The organism is Arthrobacter sp. FW306-1B-G06A (genome assembly GCF_058781765.1).
Genome location: NZ_JBYSXB010000010.1, coordinates 109,318 through 124,087, shown reverse-complemented (window position 1 = coordinate 124,087; position 14,770 = coordinate 109,318). Strand labels below are relative to the sequence as shown.

At 64.9% G+C, this 14,770-nt stretch carries 16 protein-coding genes; 2 read left to right on the top strand and 14 right to left on the bottom strand.

Annotated elements, in window-relative coordinates:
• The 8 genes from pcaC to AC3WJM_RS07710 all read right to left on the bottom strand — a co-directional run.
• Window positions 1–447, bottom strand: a 447-nt coding sequence (pcaC, locus tag AC3WJM_RS07745; protein ID WP_492271539.1) for a 4-carboxymuconolactone decarboxylase, incomplete at its 3' end; no start/stop codon positions are given.
• The gene (locus tag AC3WJM_RS07740) at window positions 444–1,259 is read right to left on the bottom strand and encodes an alpha/beta fold hydrolase (protein ID WP_492271538.1); all 816 of its coding nucleotides are present in this window, start codon (window positions 1,257–1,259) and stop codon (window positions 444–446) included. The genes AC3WJM_RS07740 and pcaC, both read right to left, overlap by 4 nt.
• Window positions 1,252–2,697, bottom strand: a complete 1,446-nt coding sequence (locus tag AC3WJM_RS07735; protein ID WP_492271537.1) for a lyase family protein — start codon at window positions 2,695–2,697, stop codon at window positions 1,252–1,254. The genes AC3WJM_RS07740 and AC3WJM_RS07735 overlap by 8 nt, the downstream gene beginning before the upstream one ends.
• Window positions 2,694–3,260, bottom strand: a complete 567-nt coding sequence (pcaG, locus tag AC3WJM_RS07730; protein ID WP_492271536.1) for a protocatechuate 3,4-dioxygenase subunit alpha — start codon at window positions 3,258–3,260, stop codon at window positions 2,694–2,696. Before pcaG ends, AC3WJM_RS07735 begins: the two co-directional genes overlap by 4 nt.
• A gap of 3 nt (window positions 3,261–3,263) precedes the next feature.
• Entirely contained in the window at window positions 3,264–4,058 is a 795-nt protein-coding gene (gene pcaH, locus AC3WJM_RS07725; RefSeq protein WP_492271543.1) for a protocatechuate 3,4-dioxygenase subunit beta, read from the bottom strand.
• Between the two features lie 180 nt (window positions 4,059–4,238).
• A complete protein-coding gene (locus tag AC3WJM_RS07720; RefSeq protein WP_492271535.1) occupies window positions 4,239–6,179 on the bottom strand; it encodes a bifunctional sugar phosphate isomerase/epimerase/4-hydroxyphenylpyruvate dioxygenase family protein in 1,941 nt (646 codons plus the stop codon).
• On the bottom strand, window positions 6,179–7,102 hold the full coding sequence (locus AC3WJM_RS07715; protein WP_332603027.1) for a shikimate dehydrogenase: 924 nt from the start codon (window positions 7,100–7,102) through the stop codon (window positions 6,179–6,181). The genes AC3WJM_RS07720 and AC3WJM_RS07715 overlap by 1 nt, the downstream gene beginning before the upstream one ends.
• 169 nt (window positions 7,103–7,271) lie before the next feature.
• Window positions 7,272–8,042: an IclR family transcriptional regulator gene (locus tag AC3WJM_RS07710; RefSeq protein ID WP_441433822.1), complete on the bottom strand. Its 771-nt coding sequence runs from the start codon at window positions 8,040–8,042 to the stop codon at window positions 7,272–7,274.
• 208 nt (window positions 8,043–8,250) lie between these two features.
• On the opposite strand from AC3WJM_RS07710, the gene AC3WJM_RS07705 reads away from it, so the two are divergent.
• Both AC3WJM_RS07705 and AC3WJM_RS07700 read left to right on the top strand, forming a co-directional pair.
• Complete coding sequence (locus AC3WJM_RS07705; RefSeq protein ID WP_492271534.1) at window positions 8,251–9,567, top strand: MFS transporter; 1,317 nt, start codon at window positions 8,251–8,253, stop codon at window positions 9,565–9,567.
• A 184-nt stretch (window positions 9,568–9,751) separates the two neighbouring features.
• Window positions 9,752–9,988 (top strand): hypothetical protein, encoded by a 237-nt coding sequence (locus AC3WJM_RS07700; RefSeq protein WP_059388807.1) that lies wholly within the window; start codon window positions 9,752–9,754, stop codon window positions 9,986–9,988.
• A gap of 16 nt (window positions 9,989–10,004) precedes the next feature.
• On the opposite strand, the gene AC3WJM_RS07695 is transcribed toward AC3WJM_RS07700, so the two are convergent.
• From AC3WJM_RS07695 to AC3WJM_RS07670, 6 genes are all read right to left on the bottom strand, one after another.
• A complete protein-coding gene (locus AC3WJM_RS07695; protein ID WP_492271533.1) occupies window positions 10,005–10,292 on the bottom strand; it encodes a MoaD/ThiS family protein in 288 nt (95 codons plus the stop codon).
• An 8-nt stretch (window positions 10,293–10,300) separates the two neighbouring features.
• Complete coding sequence (locus AC3WJM_RS07690; protein ID WP_492271532.1) at window positions 10,301–11,467, bottom strand: WD40/YVTN/BNR-like repeat-containing protein; 1,167 nt, start codon at window positions 11,465–11,467, stop codon at window positions 10,301–10,303.
• A 57-nt stretch (window positions 11,468–11,524) separates the two neighbouring features.
• Window positions 11,525–11,725, bottom strand: coding sequence for a hypothetical protein (locus AC3WJM_RS07685; RefSeq protein ID WP_059388808.1), 201 nt, complete (start codon window positions 11,723–11,725; stop codon window positions 11,525–11,527).
• Window positions 11,726–12,043: 318 nt separating this feature from the next.
• Window positions 12,044–12,466 carry a hypothetical protein gene (locus AC3WJM_RS07680; RefSeq protein WP_492271531.1) on the bottom strand — a complete coding sequence of 141 codons (423 nt, stop codon included), beginning with the start codon at window positions 12,464–12,466 and terminating at the stop codon, window positions 12,044–12,046.
• Entirely contained in the window at window positions 12,432–13,175 is a 744-nt protein-coding gene (locus tag AC3WJM_RS07675; protein ID WP_492271542.1) for an IS1/IS1595 family N-terminal zinc-binding domain-containing protein, read from the bottom strand. The genes AC3WJM_RS07680 and AC3WJM_RS07675 overlap by 35 nt, the downstream gene beginning before the upstream one ends.
• A 183-nt stretch (window positions 13,176–13,358) precedes the next feature.
• Window positions 13,359–14,750 (bottom strand): GntP family permease, encoded by a 1,392-nt coding sequence (locus AC3WJM_RS07670; protein ID WP_284751074.1) that lies wholly within the window; start codon window positions 14,748–14,750, stop codon window positions 13,359–13,361.
• Window positions 14,751–14,770: the final 20 nt, after the last annotated feature.

Genomic DNA, 14,770 nt, shown 5'->3' with positions numbered 1-14,770 from the left:
GGCTTCAGGGGCCGTGGGGGCTTCGGGGGTCGCGTCGAGCTCCGCGAAAACGCCTTGAGCGGTCTTGAATGCGGTGTTGGCGGAGGGGACTCCGCAGTAGATGGCGGTCTGCAGCAGGATTTCCTTGATCTCGTCCCTACTCAGCCCATTCGTGATGGCCGCGCGGATGTGCATGGCCAGTTCTTCCCAGTGCCCGTGCGCCACCATCGCGGTGATGGTGACGGCGGAGCGCATCTGCCGCGTCAGTCCGGGCCGGGTCCAGATGCCTCCCCAGGCGATGCGGGTGATCATGTCCTGGAAGTCTTCGGTGAATTCGTCCTTCTTGGCGTTGGCGCGGTCCACGTGCGCATCGCCGAGCACTTCGCGGCGGACCACCATGCCGGCGTCGTAGATTTCCTGCGAGCTAGCGTCGCGCTGAACGGCGCCTTGCGAAGAATCAGTGCTCATTTTCCGGCCTCCGTCATGAATGTCCGCATCAGGTCCGCGACGACGGCAGGCGCCTCCGCGGGCGCAAGGTGCCCGACGCCGTCGAGCGCAATAGCGATAGCGGTGCCGCCACCTGTGTTGAATCTGGTGTTGATGCCCGCGGCAATTTCTTCAGCGAACGACGGCGGCGCAACGGTGTCCTCGACGCCCGCCAGTGCCTGCGTGGGGACAGTGATGCTGCCGAGTTCCGCGCTGACGTCGAATCCGGCGAGGGCTTCACAGCAGAAGGCGTAGCTGAAGCGGTCGGCGTCCCGCAGGGCATGCAGGAGGCGGCTGCTGACCACGGGCTGGCGATCCATGAAGCCGGGAGCGAACCAACGCTGCGCGGAACCCTGGATCATCACCGCGGTTCCTTGTGCGCGGACGGTTTCGGCACGTTCCAGCCATCCCTCGGGCGTACCGAGCTTCGCTCCGCTGCACTGCACGGACAGGGACTTGAGCCGCTCTCCGTGCATGATGCCGAGCTGCAGTCCTGTGGCACCGCCCAGGGAATCCCCGGCGTAGTGGAACACGGCACCGGGCGCGATCGAGTCCACCAAGTCAATCACCGCGTCCGCGAGTTCGGCGACGCGGAACGTTTCGGAGGCCGCGGGCGAGACGCCGTGGCCGGGCAGGTCCCAGCCGATGACGTCGAACTCGTTGCCGAGCAGGGCTGCCGTCTCGGTCCAGAGCACGGTGGACGTTCCGAGCGAGGGCCCCACCACCAGGAGCGGCTTCTCCCCCAGCGTGCGCTGCGGGGACAGCAGCACCGCCTTGACGATGGGCTTAGCCACGATCGGTTCCCATCAGGTTGGTGTGTGTGAATTCCGGGTACGCGGCGAAGATGCGACGGCTGATCTCGGCAGCCTCACCCGTGTAGTTCGCGGGGTCCAGAAGGGCCTGCAGTTCCTCATCGGACAGCTTGCTGGCCGGGACGGCTTCGCGGAGGAGCTTGGTGTAGATCCGGGCTTGCTCGGCTGCGGGTGCTTGCAGGGTCTGGTCGACGACGGCCTGAAGCTTGGCCTTCGCCTCGCCCCTGTCCGCGCCGAGGAGCGGAGCAACGGAGGATGCGACGGCTTCGCTGAGGAGTAACGGCCCGGAGATTTCCAGGTTGCGGCGCATTGCCTCTGGGAAGACGCGGAGGCCTTCGGCGAGCTCGCGCAGCTGGGTGGCTGCGCCGAGTGTGAGCCGAAGCAAGCCACGCAGGGCAGGCCATTCGCTGTGCCAGGCGCCGTCTGGGCGTTCGTCGTTGAAGTTCGCGGCTGCAAGGTGCAGCTGCGCAGCCAGCCCGGGCGCCTGGAGTGCGGCGCTGCGGATCAGCACGGACAACACGGGGTTCTGCTTTTGCGGCATGGCCGACGAGACTCCGCGGCCAGCGGCAAGGGGCTCACCGAGCTCGGCAACCTCGGGTCGGCCGAGGAACAGCAGGTCCGAGGCGATCTTGCCGAAGGAGTCCGTGAGGGAAGCCAAGGCGTCGCCGAGTCCAGTGACCGCCAGCCGGTTGGTGTGCCACGGTGCGGGAACGGGAGCGAGGTCCAGCCTTCCGGCCAAGGCATCCGCCAGCGCAAAGGGGCTCGACGACGAGCCTTCCGTGAGTACGGTGCCGGCGGCCAGGGTGCCGCCGGCGCCGCCGAACTGCACGGGCAACTCCAGCGCTTCGAGGCGACGGGCCGCGGCTGCCACTCCGTGGAACCACTGCGCCGCCTTGAGCCCGAAGGTGAACGGAAGCGCGTGCTGCGTCAGGCTTCTGCCCACGCACAGCGTGTCCGCATGCTGTTCCGCAAGGGCGGCGAGCGCCGTCGTCGTACCTTTTACTTCGGCGAGAAGCGCCGAAAGCACGCGGTGCGCGAGCAGCATCAGGGCCGAATCCAGGACGTCTTGGCTGGTCAGGGAGGTGTGCACCGCGGCAAACGCGCCGATCGGCCCGCCGGGGCGCCCAGCCTCGAGCTGCCTGACCCTCCCCCGGAGATCGGCCAGCAGCGGAATGACCGGATTGGCGCCACCTTGTGCGCGTTCGGCGATGGAAGCGGCGTCGTAGGCCCAGGATTCCGTGGCCTCGGTGACGACGGCGGCAGAACCGGCCGGCGCGAAGCCCGCCTCTTCGAGCACGGATGCCCAGGCGGCTTCGACGTCGAGGATGGCCGCGATCACCGCACGGTCACCTGTCAGCGCCACCACGGCGGGCGACGCCGAAACCGGGCTGAGCAGCCCGAAATCGCCGTCGCCACTCACTGGGAGGCGCCTTCGAAGTCGAGAAAAACAGTCTCGTTCCGGCCCTGCAGGCGCAGATCCCACGTGAGTCCGCCATCCGCGTCGCGACGCGCGATCAGGGTCTTGCGGCGCTCGGGATCGAGGGAGTTGAGCAGCGGGTCGGCAGCGAGCGCTTCCTCGTTTTCCGGCAAGTAGATGCGGGTGAACAGGCGGTTCATGAGGCCACGCGCAAAAACGGCGACGGAAATGAACGGAGCCGCGCCCGCTTCGGTGGGGCCGGGGTTGACCGTGGTGAACGTGAACACACCGGAGTTGCCCACCGCGGCGCGGCCCCAACCGGTGAAGGTGTAGCCGTCGCGGACCAGGGAGCCGGTGCGCTGGACTACCTTGCCTTCGGAGTCCGGCTGCCAGATCTCCAGGATGGCGTCCGGGATGGCTTCTCCGGCGCCGTCATACACGGTGCCTTGCAGGCGGATGCTTCCGGCGCTGCCCGGGGCGACGAGCTCGTTGTCCTTATTAAAGGGGAGCGCGTAGCCGTAGAACGGGCCAACGGTCTGGCCTGGTGTGGGTGTCAGCTTGCTCATGTTCTACTCCTCGTCCCCGGCGTCGCCAAAGGCTTCGTTTTCGGTCCAGGTCCGCTTCGAACCGCTCAGGACGATGTCCCAGTTGTAGCCGAGGGCCCATTCGGGGCTCGTCAGCTCATGGTCGTACTTGGCGACGAGCCGGTCGCGGGCGTCCTGGTCCACGATCGATTGGTAGATGGGGTCCAGCGGGAACAACTGGTCGCCCGGGAAGTACATCTGGGTGACGATGCGCTGCGTGAAATCCGTGCCGAAGAGCGAGAAGTGGATGTGCGCCGGGCGCCAGGCGTTGAGGTGGTTCTTCCATGGGTAGGCGCCGGGCTTGATGGTGGTGAATCGGTAGGTGCCGTCCGGTCCGGTGATGCAGCGTCCGACGCCGGTGAAGTTCGGGTCGAGGGGGGCGGGGTGCTGGTCGCGCTTGTGGATGTAACGGCCGGCAGCGTTGGCCTGCCAGATCTCTACGAGTTGGCCGGCAACCGGGCGGCCGTCGCCGTCGAGCACTTTGCCCTGAACGATGATCCGCTCGCCCTGGGGTTCACCGTTGTGCTGGATGGTGAGGTCCGATTCCAACGCATGCACGTCCTGGTGCCCGAATGCCGGCGAGTACAGCTCGATAGTCTCAGGGTCCGCGTGGTGCAGGCTCTTGGTGGGGTGGCGCAGGATGCTGCTGCGGTACGGCGCGAAGTCCAGGCGGGGCTGGGTCTCCGGCGCGGCACCATTCTTGAGCGCCTGGGCGTACGCTTCGCCGATGGCCTTGATCTCGGCGCTGAGATCCGCTTGGGTTTCGGCTGCGGCGTCCAACGGCGCGTGCCCGGCATGCGGTTCGGCCGCCGGTACGAGCTCGTCGTCTTGGTAGTGCCCGGCATGCGGTTCGGCCGCCGGTACGAGCTCGTCGTCTTGGTAGTGCCCGGCATTTGCGTCTAGCAGCACGGCCGGCTCCTTTCGGGTGGTTTCTTTCGTTGCTTCTGGTTGAGTTTCTGCTTAGCGCTGCACGTGGTGGGCGTGAAGCGAGTCGTACTGGACGGCGTGCCGCACGGGGGCGTTGGGGGCGCCGTAGCCGTCGTAATTGCCGCGGCGTTCCACCATTTCGAAGAACACGCTGCCCACCGTGGCGGTGTAGAAGTGGAGGAATTCACCGTTGGCGTCCCTGTCGTAGAGAAGGTTCAATTCCTTGAGGGTAGCCAGGAAGGCAGGATCCAAGGCGAACCGCGCATCCAGGTCCTCGTAGTAGTTGGCCGGTATCCGGAGGAAGTCGAGTCCCCGTGCCTGCGCCGCCCGGGCCGTGGCCACGAGGTCATCCACCGCGAAGGCGATGTGTTCCTGGTAGCTCTTGCGGGCGCCGTTGCCCTTCTGGCCGGGCTCCTGCTGAAGCATCGGAGCCAGGTTCAGCACCAGGCGCACGGCACGGTCGGACGTCACCATGACCTGCGAGCGCACCAGGCCGCTGGGACTCGGCACTTCGGCGAACGGTTGAGGTTCCAGCGCGAGGGCACTCGTGTAGAAGAGGACGGCCTCGTCGAAATGCTGCCACGGTTGGGCCAAATTCACGTGGTCGATCGCCGCTTGCGCTCCCGCTGTAGGGTGCTTGAGGCCTTCGCCGAATTCATGGGTCTGCCCGAATTCGCTGGTCCATGCCGCCGTCCCGTCCGGGCTGCCCTGGCACAGGAAGATCTCGGTGGAGTCCGGGGCGGCGATGCCTTGGAACACTTCCTCGTCCGCCTGCACCTTGCGTGGCACCACGGGAGCCTTGAGCTGCTGGGCGCGGGCCGAGGCAATCACCGGAGAGTCGACGTCGAACCCCAACGCCGCAATGGCGGGTTCACTGTGCGACGGCGCTTGTTCGTTGATGATGACGCGGGCGTGGCCCATGGACCACAACTGCACGTCCTTGGTCCGGTGCCGGCCGTCGAATTCGAAGCCGAGTTGGCCCAGAAGGGTTTCGAGCTGTGCGGGCTCATCGGTTTTGACTTCTGCGAAGTTGAACCCGGCCGGTTCGGCGACCTTGGGCAGCGTGGCCAGTTCCATGGGATAACGACGGCGGCCGGCTGCGTTGGCGGGCGAGTCACCAGAGACGCCTTCCGCCGCAAGGGATGCCGCTTTCGCGTCGAGCCATTTGGCGCTTTGTTCCTCAAGCCAGATCAGCGAGCGCATCGCGTCGACGGCCGTGCGCTCCACATCGGACTGGCGGAAGACGTCGTTGAAGACCTCCAGCGAGACCGGGCCGGAATAGCCCGCGCGTGCCACGTGGCCCATGAACTTGGCCAGTTCAAATTGTCCTTCGCCCGGGAACACGCGGTAATGGCGGCTCCAGGACAGGACATCCATGGAGAGCTTCGGGGCGTCGGCCACCTGGACGAAGAAGATCTTCTCAGGCTTGATGGCCTCGATGGGTGCGGTGTCCCAGTCGCGGGAAAGGATGTGGAAGGAGTCGAGGCAGGTGCCCAGGTTGGGGTGGTCCACGGTGTCCACCAAGCGGTGCGCGTGCTCGTAGTCGTTGACATACTTGCCCCAGGCCAGGGCCTCGTACGCCACTTTGACGCCGTGGTTCCCGGCCAATTCCGCCAGTCGGGCGAGCTGCTCGGCGCGGAGGCCGTCGTCGTCGATCGTGGCGGTTCCCACGTTGGTGCACACCAGGATGGTGTCCATCCCGAGGCGGGACATGAGCTTGAACTTGGCATCCGCCCGGCGCAGGTTTTCCTGCAGGATGTCGTCGGAGACACTGTCAAAGTCGCGGAACGGCTGATAGAGGTCCAGTCCGAGTCCCAGGTCAGCGGCCATTTTCCGCACGTCCTCCGGGCTAAGCGGGGAGGTGACGAGGTCCTGTTCGAAGATCTCGATGCCATCGAAGCCCGCGATTGCGCAGGCCTGCATCTTTTCCTTGAGCGTACCGGAGAGGCAGACCGTGGCGATTCCCGTGCGCATCAGTGCCCCGCCCCGGCGAATGCGTTGTCGGCCTTCGACTCTTCAGCCGTGGATTCCTCGGCGCCCACCAGCTCCAGGAAATGCGCCCGCATCCGTTCTGGATCGGCATCGCGGCCGGTGAAGATGCGGAAGGCGTCGGCGGCCTGCCCCACGGCCATGCGACCGCCGTCGAGAACGCGGCAACCCTTGGCGCGGGCCTCGAGCACCAGCTGCGTTTCGATCGGTCGGTAGACGATGTCAGCCACCCAGTGGCGGGGTTCCACGAGGGACATGTCCAGCGGGAGGCCTGGATGCGCGGCCATGCCCACCGGGGTGCAGTGCACCAAACCGTCGGCCAGCGGCATGAGTTGCGGCAGCTCCGCCGTCGTGCGCGCCGTGACGGTGCTGCCCGGGAACAGCGCGGCAAGTTCCGCCGCCCGTTCCGCGCAGCGCGCCGGATCGACGTCCACAAGGTCCAGTGACTTGACCCCCGCGGAAAGGAGGGCGTATGCGACGGCGGAGCCCGCACCCCCGGCGCCGAGCTGGACGACTCGCTCCAGGCCGGCGTCGGGAAGGCCGCTGGCCAAAGCTGAGCCGAAGCCGGAGAAGTCCGTGTTGTGGCCGGTAAAGCGGCCGTCCTTGATCAGCACGGTGTTCACAGCGCCAAGCCGCCTTGCGTCCTCGGAAACCTCGTCCAGGAACGGCAGCACCAATTGCTTGCACGGATGCGTGATGTTGAGGCCGTTGTAGCCAAGCCGGGAAGCAGCGGTCAGCAAATCGCCGACGGCGGAGCCGGGCAGGGAGAGCTCCAGCAGGTCGATGGGCCGGTACAGGTAGCGCAGCCCCTGGACGTCGGCCTCCCTCTCATGCATGGGCGGCGTCAGTGAAGGCGATACGCCTTCACCGATCAGGCCCACCAGGAAGGATTCGGCTCGGTTGCTCATGCTCATTGCTCCTTTGACAACTGCACCCGCGGATTGGCCCTCCCTGGATTCCCTCGGGACGTCCAGAGCGTGCTGCTCCGCCGGGCGGTATGAATCAGACTACACAAAATGTTCATATATTGCACTAGTGTTCTTATCGCGAACAAAAGTGATAGCTATTAACGCGCCGTTATCGCTGCGGCAGGCGGTCGGCAAGCTCTGACGCCGCGCTCTTCAGCAAGGGGACCACCGCCACCAGCTGCTCCACGCTCATTCGGAAGACAGGGACGGCGGTGGCAAGCGAGGCGAACGCAACGCCCTGGGAATTGAGGACCGGGACGGCGACGGCGCGCATGCCCACCTCGTTTTCCTCGTCCATGATCGCGTAGCCCTGGCGCCGGACCTTCTCGATTTCCAGGCGGAAAGCGTCGCGGTCGGTAATGGAGAACTCCGTCAGCGGCTCCAGTCCGAGCTCTTCCACCAACTGCTTCCGCTCGTCGTCGTCCGCGAAGGCAACTAGCGCCTTGCCCACGGCCGTGGTGTGCAGCATTCCAAGATGCCCCGGATCACTCGTGACCCGGAACATCTGGGGACCGTCCACCTTGTTGACCGTGAGGTGGTGGTGGCCATCCCGGACCGAAAGGATGGTGGCTTCGCCGGTCCCTTCCGTCACGCGCTGCAGGATGGGCCGCGCGGTACCCGCAAAGCCATGGTGATTGGACACCCGCTGGCCCAGCTGGAAGACGCGAAGCCCCAGGTGGTAGCGGCGGCCGTCGGCCTCGTAGTCAACGAATCCGTCGCGGGTCAGGGATCCGAGCAGCCTGTAGGTGGTACTGAAGGGCAGCTCCGCCTGGCGGGCGAGCTCCGAGGCGCTGGCCCCCTTCGGCTCATTACCCAGCAATACCAGGAGGCCCAGGGCCTTGCCGATCATGTCGGTTTTTGTGTCTTCCTTCACATCCATACCTAAAGATTGCCACATCGTGAGAGCTATATCTAGATGGTGAGTAAATATCTTGACAAGTGACTGCGCTCACAGTCATCATTGCTATATCGCACAAGTAGCTCTCACAATGTGGCTACAGTGTGAGGCCGCTGCCGGACCCACAACGACGTTCCAGGTACGCACATTTCAGCCAGATGCGACATCGCCGTCACACAAAAGGAACACCATGAGTCACACGATCCCGTCTACGACGCCGGGCACTGCCACGGCAGGAACGCCGAAGAAGGCCGCCCTCGCCAGCTTCCTCGGTAGCGCCGTCGAGTACTACGACTTCTTCATCTTCGGTTCGGCCGCGGCCCTGATTTTCCCGCACGTCTTCTTCCCCAGCGCCGACGCCAACGCAGCCATTATGTCCTTCGCGACGTTCGGCTTCGCCTACGTAGCACGGCCCGTTGGAGCCATCATCCTGGGGCACTTCGGCGACCGCATCGGCCGCCAGCGCGTGCTGATGTTTACCCTGGTGCTCATGGGCGGTGCGACGTTCATCATCGGCTGCCTCCCCGATTTCAAGTCCATCGGTTGGTGGGCTCCGGCGCTGCTGGTCTTCGCACGGCTCTGCCAGGGCCTCTCGGCCGCCGGTGAACAAGCCGGCGCTTCATCCATGACGCTGGAACACGCGCCGGACAACCGCCGCTCCTTCTTTACCTCCTGGACCCTTACCGGAACCCAGGGCGGCCAGATCCTCGCAGCCTTGGTCTTCATCCCCGTCGTCGCCCTCCCGGACGAGGTCAAGTACGGCATCGGCTGGCGGATCCCGTTCTGGCTCAGCGCCGTCGTGGTCCTGGTAGCGTTCTTCATCCGCCGCACCCTGCACGAACCACCGGCGTTCGCCGAGGCCAAGAAGAACAACCAGATCGCCAAGCTTCCCGTGGCCGACCTTCTGCGGCTGCACTGGGCCGACGTCCTGCGCGTTATCTGCTGCGCCTTCATCTCGGCGGTGAGCACGGTCTTCGGAACCTTGGCCATTGCCTACGCCAAGGACGTGGCCCACGTGAACAGCACCATCACCCTGTGGCTCGTCGTGGCGGCAAACGTCGTCGCGCTTGGCACCCAGCCGGTCTTCGGCCGGATGGCTGACCGGATCGGCCGCAAGCCCGTCTTCATCTACGGCGCCGTAGCCAGCGCCATCATGACGCCGGTGTTCCTCTTGACGCTCGAATCCGGAAACGTGCCGCTCATGTTCGTGGTCTCCGTGGTGTACTTCTCCCTCGGATACGCCGCCGCAAACGCGGTATGGCCCTCCTTCTACGGCGAAATGTTCAGCACCAAGGTCCGCTTCTCCGGCTTGGCCATCGGCACCCAGATCGGCTTCCTCATGGCAGGGTTCGCCCCGACCATCGTGACGGCAATGGGCGGCACCAAGGCCGGCGGCTGGGTCCAGATCAGCATCTTCACCGGCGTCATCTGCGTCATCGCGGCGGTCTCCGCGATGACCGCCCGCGAATCCTTCAAGACCCCGACGGCGGAGCTCGGCCTGAAGTAGGACGCTCCCTCCAAACAAATCCGTGGTTCCACACCGGCCGCCCTCTGGGCCCGTGTGGAACCACGGATTTTCTTTGTCCCGGAAGTCTTACCCACGGCTAACCCGCACGAAACCACACCGCAACATTGGCCCGCCACACTGGAATAGCCGGCAAATGCTGGCAGCTCCAGCCAGGGAGGCCACCATGTTGAAGGAAGTATCAACCCACCCCACAAGAATCCGCGCGCTTGACCAGCTGCACCGCGGCGACCAGATCGAAGCCCGCCTCTCCGTCGGACCCTCCTACGATGACGTTGTCATCCGCAGGGGCAGCGTCCAGGAAACGGCCCCGGGCATCGGCGTCGTTTGGATCATGGATCAGCTGACGGGCCTGCGCAAGGCCATCAATACCGACGAATGCACAGTCTGGCGAGTGGCCTGACCTGGCCCCGAACCACTCAGCCACCAGCCACGGACTGGATGATCAAGACCTCCTGGCCGGCAGCTACCTCAGTATCCAGACCCCTCAGACGCCGGACCTCCTCGCCGTTCACGTAAATATTCACGTAGCGGCGGAGCGAACCGGTTTCATCCCGGATCCTCCGGGCCAGCACCGGGTAGTCCCCGGTCACAGCATCAAGCAAGCTTTCCACGGTCACAGCTCCGTCGGCGGGCGTAGTCAGGTAGGACTGCCCGCCGGCGAGGGGCTGGAGAACACTGGGCAAAACCACCGTAATATCGGGCAAGGTCCGTCCTAGGTCGGCAGGCTGGATGCTGCGGCGGCAGCGGCCAATTCGTCGGCTACATCTGCGGAGACGACGCCGGAGACAACTGCAGCCCGGACACACAAAACATCAGGAAGATGCGAGGCGACTTCGATGAAGGACTCGCCCTCATCAGCGCTAACGTAGACCGAACCGCCGCGTGTTCCGAAGTACACCCCGGCAGGTTCAGCAGAATCCACCGCGGCTGCGTCACGGAGCACGGCGTTGTATTCATGGTCCGGGAGACCCACATCCAAACGCTTCCAGGTATTCCCGGCGTCGTCCGTGCGGTGCACCGCGAGATGGCCGTCCGGCGGAATCCGCTCACTATCGGCCTTGATCGGGATCACCCAGGCGGTCCCTTCGCGGCGGGGGTGGGTGAGCATCACGAAGCCGAAATCAGCCGGAAGGCCGTCGGCGATTGAAACCCAGTTCTCGCCGTTGTCGTCCGTGCGGTACACGCCGTGGTGGTTCTGCGCATACAACCGGCCTTCGACGGCGGCATCCGCGGCGATCTTGTGGACGCACTGGCCGAACTCGGGATTGGGATCCGGCATGAAGTAGGCCGAGATCCCCTTGTTGCGGGCCTCCCAGGAGGTTCCGCCGTCGAGCGATCGGTAGACGCCGCCCGTGCTCATGGCGACATGGACGTTCTCCCCGGAAGGATTGACCACGATCGAGTGGGCGGCAGCGCCACCGTAACCCGCGCCCCACTCGCTGCGATGCGGGTGGTCCCAGAGGCCGCGGTTCAACTCGAAGTGTTCTCCGCCGTCGGTCGATTTCCAGACAGAGATCGGTTCGCAACCTGCCCAGACCACGCCGGGCCGGGATGCGGAGTCCGGGTAGATCTGCCAGATCCGTTCCAGAGCGGCATCCGTGCCGTCCGGGAATTTGATGGCGCCTTGTTCGGGCTCGGTCCATGTGGCGCCCAGGTCATCGGAGTGGGCCACGGTGGGACCCCAGTGTTCGGAGCGCACGCCCACCATGATCCGGGGCTTGTCCCCGCGCGTATCGATCCCGATGCTGGGGATCTCGCTCATGAGGAAGTGCGGACCGGAAAAGGACCATTCCTTGCGGTCTGAGCTGCGCGCCAGCCACAGTCCTTTTTTGGTCCCGATCGCCAAGACATAACTCTCTGCGGTAGCCATGCACCCCATGCAACCATCCCGGCGCGGGAGCCGCAACGGTTTTATGAACCGGTCTAGGAAAGCGCCTCAGTCCACGAACTCGGACTGCGTCTCAATGAAGTCCCAGTCGGCGTCGCTCAGCCCGCCGGCCAGCTCTTCAAGGCGCGGACCTCCGACATCCGCAATCCGTTGCAGAACTTCCAGTGGAAGCTCAGTGGCACGAAGGTTTTCGCGCAGCCATTCCTTGCTCTTAAGGTCTATGTCCAGCCACCACATGAAGATCTCCACGTGGACCACCCCTTCCTGTGCAAGTTAACGCTAGGCCCGCGCCGGGTGCACTACAAGGGGCCGGGTACCCCGATCAAACGCCGGATTTCGCCGTGAACCCGTGACCGGAAAAAGTAAAGTGAAAGTAGTTATTCAGATTGGTAGCGGAGTGCTGTTGGGGCACGTAAGCTATTTGTCAGCAGGAACCCCCAAGAACCTGCTCCAAAGTCCGCTCCGGAGTGCGTATCCCCCAATAACGCACTCCGGAGCTCTTTGTTTAAGCCTCGCGACACGCAAAATCCGGGTTATAGGACAAAACGTGTGTAAATCCCGCGCGTGTCACGTGCGTCCTGCCCAACCTTTGCGGGCCCAGAGGCCTTCCTCTGCGGTGGCTGTGTTGCCGTATTCCTCGGGTCCGTGTGGCTGCTCGACGGCGGTTTGGGCCGCCGGGCGTGTGGGTGTGTATTGCTCGGGGCGGATGAGCTGGGCGGGCTGGTCCGGAGTTTCGCTGTGGAGATAGAGGTACCACTCGATGGCCCGCTTCTGGTGCTCTTCGCTCATCCCGCGGTGGGCCCGCAGAATCAGGCGCAGCTGCGCGTTCGTGCCGCCTTCGATCCGGTTTGTCGTGGCCGCGATATCGAGTCCTGTGAACTCGGTACGCAGGTAGGTGAACAGGCTCCCTGCTTGGCTGAGCCGCTCCAGGAGGCGATAGGCCTTCCGGAGCCGGTCATGGGTAAACCACCAGGCCTGATTCGCCCGCACCCACGCCGGTGCCGGGGGAGGCTGCGGTGCGGTAAGTCCGGGCCCGGACCAGTTGCCCGTGGTTCTGGTACCAGTCATTGAGGTGGCCGAGCCACGCCGCGGCCTGCGCGGGTGTGCTGATCCGTGTCAGGGCCCGGCCAAGGCGCAGGAGAGCTTTGCCGGCCTCGGTCCTGGGCCTGCTGGTCAGGTAGGTGCGCACGTTGCGCTGGACATGGACCAGGCAGCGCTGAATGGCGGTATCCGACCAGCAGTCAGAGAGCGCGGCGGCGATCCCGGAACCACCGTCGGTGATCACCACCCGCGGAGCCGGAAAACGTCCAAGCAACGCCGCCCACGCGGCCTTCTTCTCGGTGTCGCACCACTGCCAGCCGATCACATGCTCACCGGCGATCGCGATCAGGCAGCACCACGAGCCGACGTAGATCCCGTCGATCTGGACCTGGTCATGGATCTCGCCCGTGGCCGGAATCGCGGGGGCAATATTCCAGCACCACGCCGTGCGGCGCCGGAAGGACCGGGCCGTACCGAACGAGTCAACCAGCGCTTGGCCGCCGGTACCCAGCAGCCAGCCCAGAAACGCACCCAGCTCCGCACGCCGGCTCACATCCGGGCGTTCACCCGAGCGGCTCGCCCCGCATTCCAGGCACCGGTAGCGCTGCTTACCCGCGGCCGTTTTCCCGTTCCGTACCAGCGCCTGACCGCAGACCAGACATTCCAGAGATATGCAAGCACCCCAGCCACCCTAAGCTTCCAAAGCTTAGCTACCCCGAAATTCGCCCGCCAACACTGGGAAGCAGGCACAATCCATACACACGTTTTGTCCTATAACCCCAAAATCCCTGGCGCCCACGGAATTCCGGAGGCGCCAGGGATTTTCCGTGTCGCTCAGCGTTTAGACGAACTGGTACAGCAGCGCCGCCATGCCGAAGCCCACTACCGAGAGCACGGTCTCCAGCACCGTCCACGTCTTCAGGGTGTCCTTGACTGACATGTTGAAGTACTTGGAGATGATCCAGAATCCGCCGTCGTTCACGTGGCTGGCGATGATGGAGCCGGAGGAGATGGCCATGACAATCAGGGCCAATTGCGGCTGCGAATAGTGTCCGGCCGTGAGCGCCGGGGCCAGGATGCCGCCGGTGGTCACGATCGCGACCGTGGCCGAGCCCTGGGCGAGGCGCATGCCGCAGGCGATCACGTAAGCGGACACGATCACCGGCAGCCCGGCCTTGGCCAAAGTGTCCGCCACCGCGTTGCCTACCCCGGTTGCCGAGAGCACGGCGCCGAAGAATGCGCCGGCTCCAACAACAAGCAGGATCATGCCGACCGGCTTCAGCGAGGCCGAGCTCAGTTCGGAGAGGTCCTTGGCGCTCATGCCCCGGCGCGTGCCCAGGAGCCACATGGAGAGTGCAACGGCAACGGTGAGCGCAATGGCCGGGTTGCCGAAGAACACGAGCGCATCGCGGAACCCACCGGCGGGCAGGAAGACATTGCCGAAGGTGGCGCCAAGGATCAGGAGCATCGGCAGGCCGATGGCAAGGGCAACGACGCTCATAGGCGGCTCGTGGCCAACGGCTTCCTCTGCCTCCGGGATCACGCGGTCCTCCGGAACGGCCACTTGCACGCGCTTGCCGATCCACTGGCCCCAGAGAATGCCGGAAGCGAACCAAGCGGGGATACCGCAGGCGAGGCCCATGATGATGATCCAGCCAAGTTCAACGTGGAACAGGCCAGCCGCTGCCACGGGACCCGGGTGCGGTGGCAGGAAGGCGTGGGTCACCGAGAGGCCGGCGAGGAGCGGCAAGGCATACAGAATCAGGGATTTTCCGCCGCGTACCGCCGCCACGTAGACGAGGGGCGCGAGCACGAAAATACCGATGTCGAAGAAGACCGGAATGCCGAGGACAAAACCGGTGACGCCCATGGCCAGCGGCGTTCCCTTTTCGCCGAAGATCTTCACGAGCCTGCCCAGCAGGACCTCCGCACCACCGGAACGTTCCAGGATGGCGCCAAGGACGGTGCCCAGGCCGATGATCAACGTGATGTGTCCGAGGATCCCGGCGAAGCCCTTCTCGATGAGGGCGTCACCGCTCTTGATGGGCGAGCCGACGAGGGCATCGATGCTCACGCCGCCCGCCAGCGCGACGAGCACGCTGGTACCCACCAAGGCAATGAACGGTTCTACCTTGACTTTGATGATCAGAAACAACAGGAGGGCAATGCCGGCCCCTGCCAGGAGAAGCAGGCCGGCGGTATCGTGCCGCAGCCAGTTCAGGAATTCATTCATGGAGGTTACTTTCTGGGGAT